The following is a 17,781-nucleotide window of genomic DNA, read 5'->3' as shown; positions in this document are numbered from 1 at the left end:
GAGCCACATGTGGATTTTGTCGAGGAACTCATCCTCCACGCGGATCGCCATCGGTTCGAGGCCGTACAGGACGAAGCCGCTGCGCTGGTAGAGCTTGAGCGCCGGGGCGTTGCCCGCAGTGACGGTCAGTTGCACCAGGCGCAGGAAGGTGTGGCGCCGGGCTTCGTCGAGGGCCGCCTGCACCAGTTGGTAGCCGAAGCCCCGATGGCGATGTGCGTCGGCGACGTACATGCCGAACAGCAGCGCCTTGTGCCGGGCTTTTTCCCGAGGCTCCAGGGCCAGGCCGACGATGCCGACCAGTTCTTGCTCGACAAACGCCCCCAACAGTACATCGAGCCGGCTGCCCAGGCGTGACTCCCACCAGTTGATGGGCAACTTCGCCCGTTCGCCGACGCTGGAGGTGAAGGCCTGGGGGTGCAAGGCGTACGCCTGGAGCATCAGTTCGCGATACACCAGGGCATCGCCGGCCCGCAGGCGTCGAATGTTCACGCCGAACGCCGTTGCTCGAGCATCAGGCGCAGCGCCAGGGCACCGAGGACAAACCCCATGAAGTAGCGCTGCACCGCCAGCCAGCTCGGGTTGTGGACAAACCACGAGGCAATGCCGGCGGCGAACAGGGCGATCAGCAGGTTGACGCTGAAACTGACGCTGATCTGGGTCAGCCCGAGGATGATGCTCTGGGTGAACAGCGAGCCGTGTTCCGGGCTGATGAACTGCGGGAACACCGACAGATAGAACACCGCGATCTTGGGGTTCAGCGCACTGGTGAGAAAGCCCATGGTGATCAGCTTGCGTGTCGAGTCCGCCGGCAACTGCTGGGCCTCGAAGGGCGAACGCGCGCCCGGTTTCACTGCCTGCCAGGCCAGCCACAACAGGTACAGCGCGCCGGCCCACTTCAACACTTCATAGGCCATGGGCACCGCCAGGAACACCGCCGTCAGCCCCGCGGCGGCGGCGAACATGTGCACGAAGAACCCCGCCACCACGCCCAACAGCGACGTGACGCCGGCCTTGCGGCCCTGGCAGATCGAACGGGAGATCAGGTAGATCATGTTCGGGCCGGGCGTCAGTACCATCAGCAACGCGGCGGCGGCGAAAATCAACAGGTCCGGCAATGGAATCATGGGCGTCAGTCCTTGAGGCGTGAATCAGCCAGTGGCGAGGTGTGTCGCTCGATAAAACGGCAGGATCACCTCGCCTGTCAACGGGGCGAGCACAAGATCGCTGTCGCCGGCCGGGTCGATCCAGCACACCTCTTCGATTTCGGCGGCTGGCGAAACCGGGGCGTCGATGTTCAGCAAAAACACCTCGGCCTGCACGATAAACCCCGGTTCGTTGGCCGCCGGTGCGCTGAACACACCCAGGTGGCGGGCCTGGGCCGGGTCGATCCGCAACCCAAGCTCTTCTTCCAGTTCCCGGACCAGCGCCTGCACCGGTTGTTCATGGGCCTCGATCTTGCCCCCCGGCTGCATGAAGGCCCGGGTGCCGCGCTTGCGCACCAGCAGGGTTCGCCCATCCGGCCCGAGCAGCAGGGCGGCGGCGATGCGGATGAGGGAGGTGGTCATGATGAGTCAAAGCCTTGGGCAGAAAAATGCTGGGGAGATTACAGACCACAGTGGCAGGGAGCAAAGCCTGACGCTGGATTGAAATTCAACACATTCCCCCTGTGGGAGCGAGCTTGCTCGCGATAGCGTCCGGTCAGTCGACACTGCAGTCACTGACACTCCGCTATCGCGAGCAAGCTCGCTCCCACAGGCATCTTCAGATCCGCATCACCCCAAAATCGGCTTCGGCGCCGAAGGGTCGGCCAGTTCTTCGGGGATCTTGACGAACACGCTGTACCGGGCCCCTTCCATCGACTCGAAGGCGATGAGCTTTTCCACCAGCGGGCCGCTCATGACCTTGCCGGCGTTGAGCAGCAGCATGCCGTTGTCGGCGTTGAGGTTGCGCGCCAGGATCATGCCGGCCACCAGTTCGCGGGTGTTCATGACCTTGACCGTCGGGTCGGACAGGGTCACGTCATCCAGGTACTCGCCGCAGGCCTTGATGAAGTCCTCGATCATGTCCGGGTCGTACAGCTTGCCGGCGTACTTGCGGATGTAGACCAGCGCTTCGTCGCTGTTCATCTGTCGTTCGAGGATCAACCCGCGCTGCAGCTCGATGAAATCCACCGCCAGTTTCAACAGCCGCGAGCCGAACGGAATGGCCTCGCCCTTGAGGTGCTCTGGGAAACCGCTGCCGTCCCAGCGCTCCTGGTGATGGCGGATGATCCGGGCCGCGTCCTTCATCGGGTCCAGGGTCATCAGCAGCGACTCGCTCTGCTTCGGATAGGACCGATAGAGATCGAGTTCATTGTGGTGCAGCAGGTCGGCGGGCGTGACCATCATATTGTCGGTCCAGCTCAGTTTGCCGATGTTGTAGAGCGCCGCGGCCATGGTCAGGTCACGGTCGGTGGACTCATCGAGAAAATGCAGTCGGCTGTAGACCCTGATCAACTCGATGATCTGCCGGTTGGTCTGCTTGGGCTTGGGCAGGCGCAGGTTGGCGATCAGCGAAAACACCTCGGTGCTGGTCACATAACTGCGCTTGAGCTCGTCGTAGGCCAGGTCGAGCATGTCAGCGGTCTGCTGCAGTTCGGAGGTACGCGACGCCACGCGTTTTTCCAGGGTGGCGTTCAGGGTCTTGAGTTGCTGGTTCTGCTCGCGGTTCAGCGCTTCGAGACGCTGGCGCTCGCTTTCGGAATGCTGGTGGGCCAGGGCCTGGCGCAAGGCCTGCACCAGCTCCTCATCGTTCCAGGGCTTGCTGAGGTAGCGATAGAGCTGCCCCTCGTTGATGGCCTTGGTCATCATGTCCACATCGGCATAACCGGTGAGCAGGATGCGCAACGTCGAGGGATACAGCTTGCGGATCTCGGCCAACAGCGTGGCACCGTCCATGTTCGGCATGCGCGCGTCGGTCATCACCAGGTCGACCGGCCGCTCCTTGAGAATCTCCAGGGCCTTGGCGCCACTGTCGGCCAGCAGGATCTCGTACGGCTGGCTGCGCAATAGCCGGCGCAGGCTGTTGAGAATCGACTCTTCGTCATCGACCAGCAGCACCACCGGCTTCTTTACCGGAACGTCCGGCGATTGATCTTCCATTTGAAACCCCCTCCTGTTCACGACAACCGTTCTACCTGGCCCCGAATTACAGCCTAGTAGATTGCGAAAATTTAGACACATTTGCCATCAGTGGCCGAGCGCATCGCGATGAGGCGACTATGCTCTACCCCATGAAGGGCCATGTACAGGCCGAATACTCATGCCAGTGAAAGGGATATCAGATGTTTCCAGGGTTCTATAGTCAGCATCAAAGTGGTGCACGGCCATGAGCCTGCCTTTGGATAAAACCAATCGGCGGATCCTGATCGTCGACGACACCCCGACCATCCATGAGGATTTTCGCAAGATCCTCAGCCCCCAGATGAACGCCGAAGACAACCTGAGCAGTGCCGAAGAGGCTCTGTTTGGCGCGCCGGTAGCGGTCGCCGCCATGAGTTTCGTGCTCGATTCGGCGTTCCAGGGCATGGAAGCCTTGAACAAGGTCGAGAAGGCGCTGGCCCAAGGGCAGCCCTTCGCCATGGCGTTCATCGACATGCGCATGCCGCCGGGCTGGGACGGCCTGGAAACCATCGAACGGCTGTGGCGCGCCGACCCCAAGCTGCAAGTGGCCCTGTGCACCGCTTACTCGGATTATTCCTGGGAAGATATTTCCGAGCGCCTCGAACTGGGCGACCGCCTGCTCATCCTGAAAAAACCCTTCGACGCCATCGAGATCCGCCAGATGGCCAGCGCCTTGACCGTCAAATGGCAGATGACCGAGGACGCGGCGCTGAAAATGGACATGCTCGAACGGGCGGTCGAGGAACGCACCCGCGAGTTGGCCGACGCCAACATCATCGTGCAGAACAGCCCGACCATTCTCTATCGCCTGCGGGGCGAGCCGCCGTTCGCGTTGATGTACATCTCCCATAACATCACCAAGTTCGGTCATTCCGCGGCGCAACTGATCAACGCGCCGGACTGGGCGCAAACCCTGATCCACCCCGACGACCAGGACAAAGTCCAGGAGGCCATGGTCCGTGTCCTCGACCGGGACACTGCCGGGGCCTCCATCGAGTTTCGCATGCGCACCGGCGACGACACGTTCCGCTGGGTGGAGAACCGCTACATCCCGGTGCGCAACGACCAGGGCCTGTTGCTGGAAGTGGAAGGCATCATCCTCGACATCACCGAACGCAAGCTGGCCGAAGAGAAGATTGCCCTGCTCGCCCGCACCGACGGCCTGACCGGGCTGGCCAACCGCGCCACCATGATCGAGCGCCTGCACCAGGCCTTCGCCGCCGCTCGTCGGGGAGCGGCACCGTTCGCCATGTTCTACCTGGACCTGGACCACTTCAAACGCATCAACGACACCTTGGGCCATCCCATCGGTGACCTGCTGTTGCAGGAAGTCGCCGCCCGCATCAAGTCCTGTACCCGGGAAAACGATGTGGTGGCGCGCCTGGGCGGCGACGAATTCGCCCTGCTGCAACTGGACGTCCATGAAGCGACCCACTGCGCCGCGCTGGCGGGCAAGATCCGTGATGCGCTGGTGGCACCGTATTCCCTGGACGGCAACGACGTGCGGATCTCGGTGAGCATCGGCATCGCCCTGTACACCCCGCAGAGCCTGAGTGCCGACAGCCTGATGGCGCAATCCGACATGGCCCTGTACCGCTCCAAGGAAAAGGGTCGCAACCAGTATCACTTCCACAATGAGGAAATTAACCAGGAAGTCACCGACCGGGTCGCCCTGGCCAACGATCTGCGCCAAGCCATCGAAAACCAGGAACTGCACCTGCACTACCTGCCGGAAGTCGACCTCGGCTCCGGCAAGATCCTCGGCATGGGCGTGCAGGTGCGCTGGAACCACCCCCAACGGGGCTGGCTGGAACCGGCGGCCTTCATGCCAGCGGCGGAAAAGACCGGGATCATCATTGGCCTGGGGCATTGGGTACTGGACCAGGCCTGTCAACAGATGCGCCAATGGCGCGACCAGGGCATGGCGCCGCCGGTGATCGCCATCGACCTGTCCCTGACCCAGCTCAAGACCGGACCGGAACTGATCTACGACGTGCTGCGCACCACCGCGCGCTGGGAACTGGCACCCTGGGACTTGCGTTTCGACGTCACCGAAGCCACCCTGGCCCAGACCAAGTGGACCCACAACGACGTGCTGCCGCGCCTCTGCGAATTGGGCGTGCAGATCGCCATCGATGACTTCGGCACCGAATATTCCTCGTTCGATTACCTCAAGACCTACCGGGTCAATCACCTCAAGCTCGCCCAGCGCTTTCTCGACAGCGCCAACGCCGACCCCGAGAACGCCACGACGTTGCGGGCGATCATCAACTTCGCCCGGGACGTGGGCATCGGGATCATTGCCGAGGGCGTCGAGACCCAGGAACAACGCACCACACTGATGTCCAGCGGCGGCGCGATGCAGGCCCAGGGGCATTACTTCAGCACCGTGGTCGACAGCGGCCAAGCCGCCGAACTGCTCAAGGCCGGCACCATCATTCCCGCGACAGACCACTGGACCCGACCAGCGAGCCAGCTATCGGAGAGCAATCCATGAACCCCATGTCGGTGCCTGCCAACCGGCGGATCCTGGTGGTGGACGACACGCCGGCGATCCACCAGGACTTTCGCAAGATCCTCAGCCCCAGCGCCGGCAGCGATGACTCGCTGGACGACACCGAAAGCCTGCTGTTCGGCACCCCGCAGGTCAGCCGGCTGCAATTCCAGATCGACTCGGCCTACCAGGGCGAGGAGGCGCTGGAACTGGTCAAGCGCGCCCAGGCCGAAGGCCAGCCCTATGCGCTGGTGTTCGCCGACATGCGCATGCCACCGGGCTGGGATGGCCTGCAGACCATCGAACGGTTGTGGGAGGCCGACCCGCGGCTGCAAATCGCCCTGTGCACGGCCTTCTCGGACTACTCCTGGGAAACCATGTCCGAACGGATCGAGTTCGACGATCAGTTGCTGATCCTCAAGAAGCCCTTCGATACCCTGGAAATTCGCCAGATGGCCAGCGCCATGACCTGGAAATGGCAGCTGGCCCAGGATGCGGCGCGGAAAATGCGCAGCCTGGAACGCACGATCGAAGAGCGCGTCCAGGAACTGCTCAAGGTGTCTCACCTGCTGCAATACGACGTACTCACCGAGCTGCCCAACAGCATGTTGCTGGGCGATCGCCTGACCCAGGCCATGGCCCAGTGCCGTCGGCACGACCGGCAACTGGCGGTGATGTTCATCGGCCTGGACCGCTTCAAGCGCATCAACAATGCGCTGGGCCATCCGGTGGGCGACGAGATGCTCAAGCGGGTGGCCCGGACGCTGGCCACCGTGGTGCGTGAGTCCGACTCGGTGTTTCGCTACGGTTCCGATGAATTCGTGGTGGTGCTGGGGGACATCGTCGACCCGCAGCAGACCAAGGGCGTGGCCGAGAAATTGCTGGCGGCCATCAGCTCCCCGCAACCCATCGACGGCCATGACCTGAGCGTCACCGCGAGTTTGGGCATCAGCGTGTACCCGACCGACGGTTTCGACGCTGTGGCGCTGATCAAGAAAGCCGAGACGGCGATGCGCAACGTCAAGGAGACCGGCCCCAACGACTACCGTTTCTTCACCGAAGACATGAACCGTCGGGCACGGCAGCAGCAGACCATTGAATCGGGCCTGCGCCTGGCCCTGCAACGCAAGGAATTCGTACTGCATTACCAACCCAAGCTCGACCTCGGGAGCGGCAAGGTGGTCGGGGTCGAGGCGTTGGTACGCTGGAACAGGCCGGAACATGGCCTGGTCTACCCGGGGGATTTCATTCCGGTGGCCGAGGACAGCGGCTTGATCGTTCCGCTGAGCCAATGGGTGCTTCAGGAAGCCTGCCAGCAGGCCTGCCGCTGGCAAGCCCAGGGCATGCGGCCGCTGTGCCTGTCGGTGAACATCTCGGCCATCGATTTTCGCCAGCGCGGCTTCGTCGAAGGCATCACCCGCACCCTCAAGGAAACCGGCCTGGACCCGACACAATTAGAACTGGAGATCACCGAAAGCGTACTGATGCAGAACATCGATACCACGGTCGCCATCCTAAAGGCCATCAAGCAACAGGGGATACGCCTGGCCATCGACGATTTCGGCACCGGCTATTCGAGCCTGAGCTACTTGCAGAAATTTCCGGTGGATGTGCTGAAGATCGACCAGTCGTTCGTCGGTGACCTGAGCATCGACAGCAATGACGCCAAGCTGGTGAGCACCATCATCAGCCTGGGCAAGAGCCTGAACTTGCACATCATCGCCGAAGGGGTGGAAACCCTTGAGCAGCTTGAATTTCTCAAGAAGCACCACTGCGAGGAAGTCCAGGGTTATTACTTCAGCAAGGCCGTCGAACCGCAGGCCTTTGCCGATTGGATGACCGAGTGGGAAAAACGCCAGAACCCGTTTTCGTGAACACCTGAGTGTCCTCAACCAAAGTTTCAAGGAAAAGATCCCATGGCGTTACATGGACTGATTCTGGCGCTCGGCCTGCTGGTGGGAGCAAGCGTAACCGCTCACGCCGCGCCTTTGGACGAACCCCTCAAGCCCCTGCCACCGGTGCCGGCCCTGGACCCCAAGCGCGTCCAGCTGGGGCTGCGGCTGTTCAATGACCCACGGCTGTCGGTCAACAACACCCTGTCCTGCGCCAGTTGCCATCGCCTGGACAAGGGCGGCGCCGACGACAAGCCGTTTTCCCTGGGCTTCGATGGCAAGCCGGTGGAGGTCAATACGCCTACGGTGTTCAACGCCGGCCTAAACTTCCACCAGTTCTGGGATGGCCGCGTCGATACGCTGGAAGAACAGGTCCACCAGGTCGTGACCAGCCCGGTGGAAATGGGCAGCACCTGGGAGTCGGTGGTCAAGCGTATCGCCGATGACCCCGGCTACGCCAAGGACTTCAAGGACGCCTACTCCGACGGCGTGACCAAGCCCAATATCCAGGGCGCCCTGGCCGACTACGAACGCACTTTGCAAACACCCAATTCGCGTTTCGACCAGTACCTGCTGGGCAATACCGACGCCCTCACGCCCCGGGAAAAGTTCGGTTACCAGCGGTTCAAGGAGTACGGCTGCATCGCTTGCCACCAGGGCGTGAACATCGGCGGCAACATGTTCCAGAAATTCGGCGTCATGGGTGACTACGTCGGCGACCGGGGCAACCCGACCCGGGCCGACGAAGGACGTTTCAACATCACCGGCGATGAAGCGGACCGCCAGGTCTTCAAGGTACCCAGCCTGCGCAATGTGGCCGTCACCGCGCCGTATTTCCATGACGGGTCGGCGACGACTCTGGAGCACGCGGTGGAGGTGATGTTCAAGTACCAACTGGGTCGTGAGCCCCTCAAGAACGATACGACACTGATCGTCGAGTTCCTCAAGACCCTGACGGGTGAATCGGAGGGCAAGCCCCTATGACCGCTCTGCGCCGCCTCGGTCTTGCCTTCATCGGCCTGCTGCTGGCTTCGATCCTGCTGTTCATGTACGTCAATTCGGGGGCCCAGCAGGCCGCCTCGTACATTGAATCCCGTGACCTGATTCGCCTGCTCAAGCAACAGGACGCCATCTGGGACAACGAAGTCCTCAAGTCGCGGATCGCCCTGACCCACAACTACGATCCGCTGGTCTCCCCCCTGCACGAAATGGCACGCCTGTGGCAGCGTCTGGACGCCATCGAATCGGAACCGGAGCGCCACGGGCCGTCGCTCTGGGAGGCCCAGCGCGACGAATACCTCAAGCTGGTCAAGGAAAAGACCCGCCTGATAGAACAGTTCAAGTCCCATAACGCGGTGTTGCGCAACTCCCTGGCCTTCCTGCCCACCGGCGAGGACGACATCCAGGGCCAGTTCGCCCGGCTGCCCGACACCTACAAACTGGAGTTGCAGAACGTTGCCATCGACACTTACGACCTGTTGCTCAGCAGCATGGAGTTCGCCCAGCTCAGTTCCCCGGAGATCGCAGCCGAGGTCCTGCTGGGCTTGAACCAGTTGGATGTCAACAAGGAGCGCCTGCCTGAAGGGTTGCTCAACTCCATCGAAGTCCTGCGCAGGCACATCGGGGTGATCCTGCGCGAACAACCCAAGGTGAATGAGTTACTGCTGGGAATCGGAGCGATCCCCTTGGCCAATCGCCTGGACACCATCAGCCACCTGCTCGAGAAGGACCAGGAAAAAGCCGCCGCCCAGTACGAGCGCAACCACATTTACCTGTTGGTGTTCGCCACGCTCCTGGTCTTGATACTGATCTGGCTGGCGATCCGGTTGATACGCAGCTTCGCCGAAATCAATCGGGTCAACAACGCCCTGCAAACCGCCAACGACGAGCTGGAACAGCGGGTCGAAGAGCGTACCCGCCAGCTCAAGGACACCCAGAGCGAGTTGATGGACACCGCCCGCCAGGCCGGCATGGCGGAAATCGCCACCAACGTGTTGCACAACGTTGGCAACGTTCTCAACAGTGTGAACATCTCCGCCGATCTGGTCAGCCGCAAACTGCGCAGCAGCAAGGCCCTGGGGCTGGGCAAGGCGATGCAGCTGATCAACGAACACGCCGATGACCTCGGGCACTTCCTCACCGAGGACGCCAAGGGCAAGCTGCTGCCCGGCTACCTCAACCAACTGGTCGAGGCCATCGCGTCGGAACAGCAGAGCCTGACCGATGAACTGGCCCAGTTGAGCAAGAGCGTGGACCACATCAAGGACATCGTCTCCACGCAGCAATCCTATGCCGGGGCCAGCAGCCTGCTGGAGCCTTTGGTGGTCAGCGAACTGCTCGAAGACGCCTTGCGCATGAACTCCGGCGCCCTGACCCGCCATCATGTTACGGTGATCAAGGAATACGGTGACGTGCCGCGGATCATGGGCGACAAGCACCGCTTGCTGCTGATCCTGATCAACCTGATCAGCAATGCCAAATACGCCATGGCCGGGGTGTCCAACCATGCGCGGAACATGACCCTCAAGGCCGCCGTCGTCGATGGCCAGACCTTGCAAATCAGCGTCAAGGACGAAGGCGAAGGTATCCCGGAGGAAAACATGACGCGCATCTTCGCCCATGGTTTTACCACGCGTAAGGAAGGCCACGGCTTTGGCCTGCACAGCTGCGCATTGGCGGCCATCGAAATGAACGGCCACCTCACCGCCCACAGTGAGGGGCCAGGCAAAGGAGCGACATTCCAATTGCAGGTGCCCCTGAAACTTGCAGAAGGTGAACCATGAACAGCCTGAGTAACCGCCGCATCCTGTTGATCGACGATACACCCGCCATTCATGAAGATTTCCGCAAGATCCTCACTCCGGAGGATGACAGCAACACGGATTTGCAGGACATGGAGAGCGCGCTGTTTGGTGAAGCACCGAAAGCTGCCGCCACCGTGTTCGAACTCGACTCGGCCTACGGTGGACAGGAAGGCCTGAACAAATTGCTGGGGGCAATGGCCAAGGAGCGTCCCTATGCCCTGGCCTTTGTCGACATGCGCATGCCCGAAGGCTGGGACGGCGCCAAGACCATCGAAGAACTCTGGAAGCGCGACCCGCAGTTGCAAGTGGTGGTTTGCACCGCCTATTCGGATTATTCCTGGGATGAATTGCTCGACCGTCTGAACGGCCACGACCGCTTGCTGATCCTGAAGAAGCCGTTCGACAACATCGAAGTCCAGCAGATGGCCAACACCCTGACCACCAAATGGGAAATGACCTCTCGCGCGCAACTGAAAATGAACAAGCTCGAAGACCTGGTAGAACAACGCACCCAAGCCTTCCGACAGGCAAGCGAGCTGCTGCAAATGGAGATCGACGAACGCAAGATGCTGGAAACCCAATTGGTGCAATCGGAAAAGCTCGCCTCGCTGGGCCAGTTGGCGGCCGGGGTGGCCCACGAAATCAACAACCCGATCGGCTTCATTTCTTCCAACCTGGGGGCGCTGGACGGCTACTTCGGCAAACTCCAGGAAATGCTCACCGCCTACGGCAGCGCCGAGGAGGCCATCACTTCGCCGGAGCTGGTGGTGAACTTGAGAAAGCTGCGTGAACAGGTGGAGCTGGATTTCCTGGTCGAGGACATCCCCCTGCTGATCAAGGAATCCAAGGATGGCATTGGCCGGGTCGGACAGATCGTCAAGGACCTGAAGGACTTCTCCCGCGTTGATTCCAGCCAGGAATGGCAGATGGCCAATTTGCAGCAGGGCATGGATTCGACGTTGAACATCGTCGCCAATGAAATCAAGTACAAGGCCGACGTGGTCAAGGAATACACACCCTTGCCGGAGGTGGAATGCCTGCCGTCGCAGATCAACCAGGTGATCATGAACCTGATCGTCAACGCCGCCCAGGCCATCGGCCCCGAACGCGGCACCATCACCCTGCGCAATGGGGTCGGTGAAGAAACCGTCTGGATCGAAGTGGCGGATAACGGCTCGGGCATTCCCCCCGAGACCCTGCAGAAAATCTTCGATCCGTTCTTCACCACCAAACCCATCGGCCAGGGCACAGGACTCGGGCTGTCGTTGTCCTACGGCATCGTGAAAAAACACAACGGCGAGATCACCGTACGCAGCGAAGTCGGCGTCGGCACCACCTTCCGCGTGGAATTACCGTTGCGGCAGATGAAACAGGCGAGCTGAGCCATCCCGGCAGTTCAATCGGTGGGAGCGAGCTCCCTCACCACAACTGCCAATCCAATTGTGGGAGCGAGCTTGCTCGCGATAACGGTGGGTCAGTCAATGCAGGTGTTGAATGTGCGACCACCATCGCGAGCAAGCTCCCTCGCCACAAGCTCAATTCCAAGCTAATGTCTCGCCAATCGCTCCCCCCAAGGAAACCGTATGAGCCTGTCTCTGCTGAGTCGTTACGCCTTCTTTGCTGGCTGTGTCATCTTCACCCTCGCCAGCCTGCCATTCCTGCAACACGACTGGCTCTGGCCCATTGCGCTGGTGACCGGGCTGTTGAGCCTGTTGGGGGTGTTCGACCTGCTGCAAAGCCGTCATGCCGTACGGCGCAACTACCCGATCCTGGGCAATATCCGCTACCTGGTCGAAGGCATCCGCCCGGAGATCCGCCAGTACCTGCTCGAATCCGACAGCGATGCCCTGCCCTTCTCCCGGGCCCAGCGCTCGCTGGTGTACTCCCGGGCCAAGAACGAAAGCGCCGACAAACCGTTCGGCACCTTGATCGACGTGTACCAGACCGGCTTCGAATTCATCGGCCATTCCATGCGCCCGGCCCCGCTGAGCGACCCCAGCGGTTTTCGCGTGACCGTCGGCGGCCCGCAGTGCACGCAGCCGTACTCAGCGTCAGTGTTCAACATCTCCGCCATGAGCTTTGGCTCCCTGAGCGCCAACGCCATCCGGGCGTTGAACCAAGGCGCGAAGCTGGGCAACTTCGCCCATGACACCGGTGAAGGCAGTATCAGCCCCTACCACCGCGAACACGGTGGCGACCTGACCTGGGAACTGGGCAGCGGCTATTTTGGCTGTCGCACCAGCGACGGACGCTTCGACCCCGAGCGCTTCGCCGCCCAGGCACAGAACCCGCAGGTGCGGATGATCGAAATCAAGATGAGCCAGGGCGCCAAACCCGGCCACGGCGGGATCCTGCCCAAGCACAAGGTCACCCGGGAAATCGCCGAGACCCGTGGCATCCTCATGGGCGAGGATTGTATTTCGCCGTCATGCCACAGCGCGTTTTCCACCCCCATCGAACTGATGCAATTCGTCCAGCAGTTGCGTGAGCTGTCCGGCGGCAAGCCGGTGGGCTTCAAATTCTGCCTGGGTCATCCGTGGGAATTCATGGGCATCGCCAAGGCGATGCTGGAAACCGGGATCCTGCCCGACTTCATCGTGGTGGACGGCAAGGAAGGCGGCACGGGCGCGGCACCAGTGGAGTTCACCGATCACATCGGCGTGCCGCTGCGCGAGGGCCTGCTGTTCGTGCACAACACCCTGGTGGGCCTGAACCTGCGGGACAAGATCAAGCTCGGCGCCAGTGGCAAGATCGTCAGCGCCTTCGACATCGCCAGCGTCCTGGCCATCGGCGCCGACTGGGCCAACGCCGCGCGCGGCTTCATGTTCGCCATCGGCTGCATCCAGTCCCAAAGCTGCCACACCAACAAATGCCCCACCGGCGTCGCCACCCAGGACACCTTGCGCCAGCGCGCCCTGGTCGTCCCGGACAAGGCCCAGCGGGTCTACAACTTCCACCGCAACACCCTCAAGGCCCTGGCCGAAATGCTCGCCGCCGCCGGCCTGGAACACCCGTCGCAATTGCAGCCCAAGCATCTGGTGCGGCGGATGTCGGCTACCGAGGTCAAGTTGTTTTCCCAGCTGCATGTGTTTCTGAAGCCGGGTGAATTGCTGACGGGTGAGGTCAACGGGGCGTTTTATTCGCGGATGTGGCAGATGGCGCGGGCGGACAGTTTTGAGCCGATGGAGGTGGTGGCGGCTTAGCGGTCACTGGGTTGCCAGCCTCATCTGGGGCTGGTGTCGTTTTAGCTATAAACAGGGAAGCGACCATTTCCCCCGCCCTAAGAGTCAGGGGGTTTTCCCAATCCTTTTCCAAAAGCGGCCTGATCTCGCCTAAAGATTTCGCTGCTACCCACCAGACCCTATTTCCATCGCATTTAAGTACCTGCGGATTATTGAAATAGACCCAGTTCGCTCCTTCAGAAATCAAGGCATAACCGTTACGATCGAAAATCTCTAGAACAGTGCTGGAAGGTAAGCGAATGTAAAACTTCGGTTGTATACTTGTCTGATTGTAGTAACTGAATGGCAAGTACCAGACCAAAGACTCAAGTACAATTTCATCGCCTCGCTGGACCGCTCCCTGGAGTTCAGCAGCGAGCAAATCAAGTCTGAAGTCTCTACGCAAATCGGTTCCATTCAAACCGTCCTGTTGTCGATATACCGACTGCAGCCCCTGTGCCTCTGCCACCAGCACAACTGCCACAGCCAAGACCAGAGTGTTTGTTCGACGCCCCAACATGTCCAGCGATCCAGCGACAACGAAAGGCAGTCCGACTGCTGCAAATACCAGATAGCGAGGAACAAATACTGGAACGACTAACGCCACTAGAGCAAGAACAAAAGTTGGAATAAAAAAATAACCGGCCAATAAACTATTAAAGCGGTATTGATTGTGATTTTTCAAAATTAGTAGGGTTGCGCAAACGATAGTCCCCACGAGGAGGATTGCCTGCATGATCCACGATTGCGTTCCCCATGCATTCATGACAATAAACTGCCACACCAGACTCAGCATTGCATGCCCTGTGATAGACGGTATCCATTCAAGTCCCTTCCCGGCTGAAAGATGATCTATAAAATGAGGCAACCAAGGCACGAACAGCGTAGTAATCGCGCTATTGGCCAGAATCCAAGAACGTATAGGCAACACGATCTGAGAAACACCTGGACGTCCCCACCACCAATAAAACCAATGAACGAGCACACACAGAGCTGCGAAGTAGTGGGTATAAAAAGCGGCTGTCATCAGTAGCACATAAATGACCGGAAAGCGTTTTTTGCCAGGGTCTTTGACCCAGCACACCAACGCAACGGTTGCCCCCATCAGCCAAAAACCGAGCAAGGTATACATCCGCGCTTCCTGGCTGTATCGAACCGAAATTGGTAGCAATGCCAATAGCAATGCAGCGATCCAGGTGGCTCTGCGCGTGGCAACCAGGCTCATCAATTTAATGCTCAGCAAGACCGTGCCCACGTCTGCCACCAAACTGAGCGACCTCACTGCCAAGGCCCCGTCGCCGAACAAGACCATCCAGTAGTGCAGCATGAGGTAATAAAGAGGTGGATGAACGTCTCGTACCGTCAGCGACCAGATCTGCCAAGGCTCGTGCCTGGCAAGCAGCACACTGAAAGCCTCGTCATACCAAATAGCGGGCACAGTGATTCCGTGTAATCGCACGGCAACTGAAAGGGCTGTCACCACCGCCAAAGCTGAGCGGTCCAACCATATCGTTTTCACGGACACTCCTGACCCAGCGCCTCCATGGCGGGCGGCTCAATCTAAGTTCTGCGTCGGCACAAAATCTACTGTAAGAACTTACAGATATGCTGTGGGTTCGATAACGAGGGGGGAGGCATGGATTTCCGTTTGACTGCGCCGCAGGCACGAAAGCTCATGAAAGATCAGAAAGAGTTCGAAGCCCCCATAAGAAAGCCCCGGTCATCCGACCGGGGCTTCTGTATTGCGTGGTTGGCAACTTACGAAGCGGCATCCATCGAGCCGTGGGGTTGCCCGGTTGGCTGCAACTTGAAAACATAGAACAACACCGTCAGCAACACCAGAAACGCCGGCCCCACATAAAGCGCCACGCGGGTATCCGGGAAGTACGCCATCAGGCCCACCACCAGCACCAGGAACGCCAGCGCCAGGTACGAGCTGACCGGGTACAGCCACATGCGGTACTTCAAGGCCGCACGCTCGGAAGCGCTCAGGCTTTTGCGGAATTTGAGCTGGGCCAGCAGGATCATCACCCAGGTCCAGATCGCGCCGAAGGTGGCGATGGAGGTCACCCAGACGAAGACCTTCTCCGGCACCAGGTAATTGAGCAACACGCCCAGCAGCAGCGCGGCGATGGACAGTAGCAATGCGCGACGCGGCACGCCGTTGGTCGAGGTCTTGGCGAAACCAGCCGGGGCCTGGCCGTTCTGCGCCAGGCTGTAGAGCATCCGCCCGGTGCTGAAGATGCCGCCGTTGCAGGACGAGAGTGCGGCGGTGATCACCACGAAGTTGATGATGCCGGCGGCGGTCTTGATGCCCAGGCGCTCGAAGGTCATCACGAACGGGCTGCCCTGGGTGCCGATCTCGTTCCACGGGTAGATCGACAGGATCACGAACAGCGCGCCGACGTAGAACAGCAGGATCCGCCAGAACACCGAACCGATGGCGTTGGGGATGGTTTTCTGTGGGTTCTTCGCCTCACCGGCGGTCAGGCCGATCATCTCCACACCCAGGTAGGCGAACATGACCATTTGCAGGGACATCAACACGCCGGACACGCCGTTGGGCATGAAGCCGCCGTGGGCCCAGAGGTTGGAAATGCCCAGGGCCACACCGTCGTTGCCGAAGCCAAAGGCGATGATGCCGACGCCGCCGATGACCATGGCGATGATGGTGACGATCTTGATCAGGGCGAACCAGAACTCGAATTCACCGAAGGCCTTGACCGCGATCAGGTTGATCGAGCCCATGCTGACCAGTGCCGCCAAGGCCCAGATCCAGCGGGGCACGTCGGGGAACCAGATGCCCATGTACACCGCCACGGCGGTGATCTCCGCTACACAGGTCACCAGCCACAGGAACCAGTAGTTCCAACCGGTCAGGAAACCTGCCAGTGGGCCGAGGTAATCCTGGGCATAGCGGCTGAACGAACCGGCCACCGGGTTGTGCACGGCCATCTCACCGAGGGCGCGCATGATCACCAGGATCGCCAGGCCGCCAATGATGTAGGACAGCATGATCGCCGGGCCGGCCATTTCGATGGCCTTGGCCGAGCCGAGGAACAGCCCGACACCGATGCAGGCGCCAAGCGCCATCAGGCGGATATGCCGCTCGCCGAGTTCACGTTTGAGCGGACCGCCCTGGGCGGTCTCGCCATGGGGCAGATGATTGCCGACAGGCATAGGGGTAACCTCGTCTTGTTATTGGATTAGCCACCGAGTGTCCAAAGCCACAGGCCGGTAAGCCTGCCACCTTGCCGAAACCGGGTCTGTCTTTTGGGCAGACCGTCCTGTGGAACGACAACCTCAGGATCAGCGGGTCGTGCAGTATAAAAAGCCAGGGATAGAGAGATTCACTGTAAAACCTGGAAATTTCAGGGATAAGCCTGCGCCAGAAGCAGCTTTTAGAGAGGTGTTGTCTGGGATTCAGGTCATTCGGAAACGCCGCCGAGTATTGCACAGTGATGGTGCAGCGTCATGTTTTGGCATGGGGCGATGGCTCTAGCGCAAGGTTTTCAGACATCATGCCCCTCGCCGAGCCACACTGTGTCCCACAGTGGATAATTGCCAATGCGATCCACCAAACCTGCACGAAGCGGATTGGCAATGATGTAGCGTGCGCAAGGTCGTAGGTCCTCGTTGTCCCGGATCGCGCGGTCATGGAAGCCGCTTTGCCAGAACGCGCCCTTTCTGTTCATTGCTCGGTTGATTGTGAGCGTGCTGCGGGATTTGACCATCTGCATCACATGGGGGAGCTGAACCTGCTCTAGCTGCACTAGCCAATGCAGGTGATCCGGCATCACAACCCAGGCCAACGAATTGACCTGACCTCGCTCATGAGCCAGGCGCATTTCTGCTACCAATAAGCGGCCCAGCTGCCAGTTCTTGAAGATCGGTATGCGTTGGTGAACGACCGTAGTGACGAGGTAACCTCGCCCCGGTTCCGAAGAGCGTCCGCGACGCAAGCGATGGGAGTTTGGGCGTGGAGGATGCATTCCTTGGCTTCCTGTGGTTGGGGTACCTACTTACGGTAGCTTCTCCCACGACGATCCGACGCGATGATGGTTGAGCGACTTTTCCGAAAACGACGTAGTACCCGTGGCGAGGGAGCTTGCTCCCGCTGGGGGGCGAAGCCGCCCTCGCTTTTCAACCGCTGAAAACGCTTCAGCCCTGCCATCGTTGCGTCTGCTGCGCAGCCGAGCGGGAGCAAGC

Annotated in this window: 13 protein-coding genes and 1 pseudogene; 7 read left to right on the top strand and 7 right to left on the bottom strand. The window is 60.4% G+C overall.

Features of this window, described 5'->3' with window-relative positions; genetic code table 11:
- The 4 genes from J4E53_RS24470 to J4E53_RS24455 all read right to left on the bottom strand — a co-directional run.
- Nucleotides 1-489 (bottom strand): GNAT family N-acetyltransferase (locus J4E53_RS24470; RefSeq protein WP_207268200.1); only part of this gene is annotated, 489 nt, incomplete at its 3' end.
- The gene (locus J4E53_RS24465) at nucleotides 486-1,124 is read right to left on the bottom strand and encodes a LysE family translocator (RefSeq protein WP_053124734.1); all 639 of its coding nucleotides are present in this window, start codon (nucleotides 1,122-1,124) and stop codon (nucleotides 486-488) included. The genes J4E53_RS24470 and J4E53_RS24465, both read right to left, overlap by 4 nt.
- A gap of 24 nt (nucleotides 1,125-1,148) precedes the next feature.
- A complete protein-coding gene (locus tag J4E53_RS24460) occupies nucleotides 1,149-1,565 on the bottom strand; it encodes an NUDIX domain-containing protein (protein ID WP_103308443.1) in 417 nt (138 codons plus the stop codon).
- Between the two features lie 207 nt (nucleotides 1,566-1,772).
- Nucleotides 1,773-3,140 carry an HD domain-containing phosphohydrolase gene (locus tag J4E53_RS24455; protein WP_060740851.1) on the bottom strand — a complete coding sequence of 456 codons (1,368 nt, stop codon included), beginning with the start codon at nucleotides 3,138-3,140 and terminating at the stop codon, nucleotides 1,773-1,775.
- Nucleotides 3,141-3,366: 226 nt separating this feature from the next.
- On the opposite strand from J4E53_RS24455, the gene J4E53_RS24450 reads away from it, so the two are divergent.
- From J4E53_RS24450 to J4E53_RS24425, 7 genes and pseudogenes are all read left to right on the top strand, one after another.
- Entirely contained in the window at nucleotides 3,367-5,658 is a 2,292-nt protein-coding gene (locus tag J4E53_RS24450) for an EAL domain-containing protein (RefSeq protein ID WP_103308444.1), read from the top strand.
- Entirely contained in the window at nucleotides 5,655-7,529 is a 1,875-nt protein-coding gene (locus tag J4E53_RS24445) for a bifunctional diguanylate cyclase/phosphodiesterase (protein WP_060740849.1), read from the top strand. Before J4E53_RS24450 ends, J4E53_RS24445 begins: the two co-directional genes overlap by 4 nt.
- Before the next feature lie 42 nt (nucleotides 7,530-7,571).
- Entirely contained in the window at nucleotides 7,572-8,531 is a 960-nt protein-coding gene (locus tag J4E53_RS24440; protein ID WP_207268199.1) for a cytochrome-c peroxidase, read from the top strand.
- Nucleotides 8,528-10,330: a DAHL domain-containing protein gene (locus tag J4E53_RS24435; protein WP_103308446.1), complete on the top strand. Its 1,803-nt coding sequence runs from the start codon at nucleotides 8,528-8,530 to the stop codon at nucleotides 10,328-10,330. Before J4E53_RS24440 ends, J4E53_RS24435 begins: the two co-directional genes overlap by 4 nt.
- 590 nt (nucleotides 10,331-10,920) lie before the next feature.
- Nucleotides 10,921-11,007 (top strand): annotated as a pseudogene (locus tag J4E53_RS31195) (hypothetical protein); the annotation flags it as partial.
- Nucleotides 11,008-11,064: 57 nt separating this feature from the next.
- The gene (locus J4E53_RS31190) at nucleotides 11,065-11,733 is read left to right on the top strand and encodes an ATP-binding protein (RefSeq protein ID WP_409077849.1); all 669 of its coding nucleotides are present in this window, start codon (nucleotides 11,065-11,067) and stop codon (nucleotides 11,731-11,733) included.
- Between the two features lie 201 nt (nucleotides 11,734-11,934).
- Entirely contained in the window at nucleotides 11,935-13,554 is a 1,620-nt protein-coding gene (locus tag J4E53_RS24425) for an FMN-binding glutamate synthase family protein (RefSeq protein ID WP_103308447.1), read from the top strand.
- On the opposite strand, the gene J4E53_RS24420 is transcribed toward J4E53_RS24425, so the two are convergent.
- From J4E53_RS24420 to J4E53_RS24410, 3 genes are all read right to left on the bottom strand, one after another.
- Complete coding sequence (locus J4E53_RS24420) at nucleotides 13,475-15,091, bottom strand: glycosyltransferase family 39 protein (RefSeq protein ID WP_256587153.1); 1,617 nt, start codon at nucleotides 15,089-15,091, stop codon at nucleotides 13,475-13,477. The genes J4E53_RS24425 and J4E53_RS24420 overlap by 80 nt on opposite strands.
- A gap of 239 nt (nucleotides 15,092-15,330) precedes the next feature.
- Nucleotides 15,331-16,752, bottom strand: coding sequence for an amino acid permease (locus J4E53_RS24415; protein WP_103308449.1), 1,422 nt, complete (start codon nucleotides 16,750-16,752; stop codon nucleotides 15,331-15,333).
- 332 nt (nucleotides 16,753-17,084) lie between these two features.
- Nucleotides 17,085-17,564 carry an REP-associated tyrosine transposase gene (locus J4E53_RS24410; RefSeq protein ID WP_103308450.1) on the bottom strand — a complete coding sequence of 160 codons (480 nt, stop codon included), beginning with the start codon at nucleotides 17,562-17,564 and terminating at the stop codon, nucleotides 17,085-17,087.
- Nucleotides 17,565-17,781: the final 217 nt, after the last annotated feature.

It is taken from the genome of Pseudomonas sp. FW305-28 (assembly GCF_017351395.1).
Lineage (GTDB): Bacteria > Pseudomonadota > Gammaproteobacteria > Pseudomonadales > Pseudomonadaceae > Aquipseudomonas > Aquipseudomonas fluorescens_AA.
The sequence above is the reverse complement of the archived record's forward strand: the minus strand, read 5'-3'. Positions and strand labels throughout refer to the sequence as shown.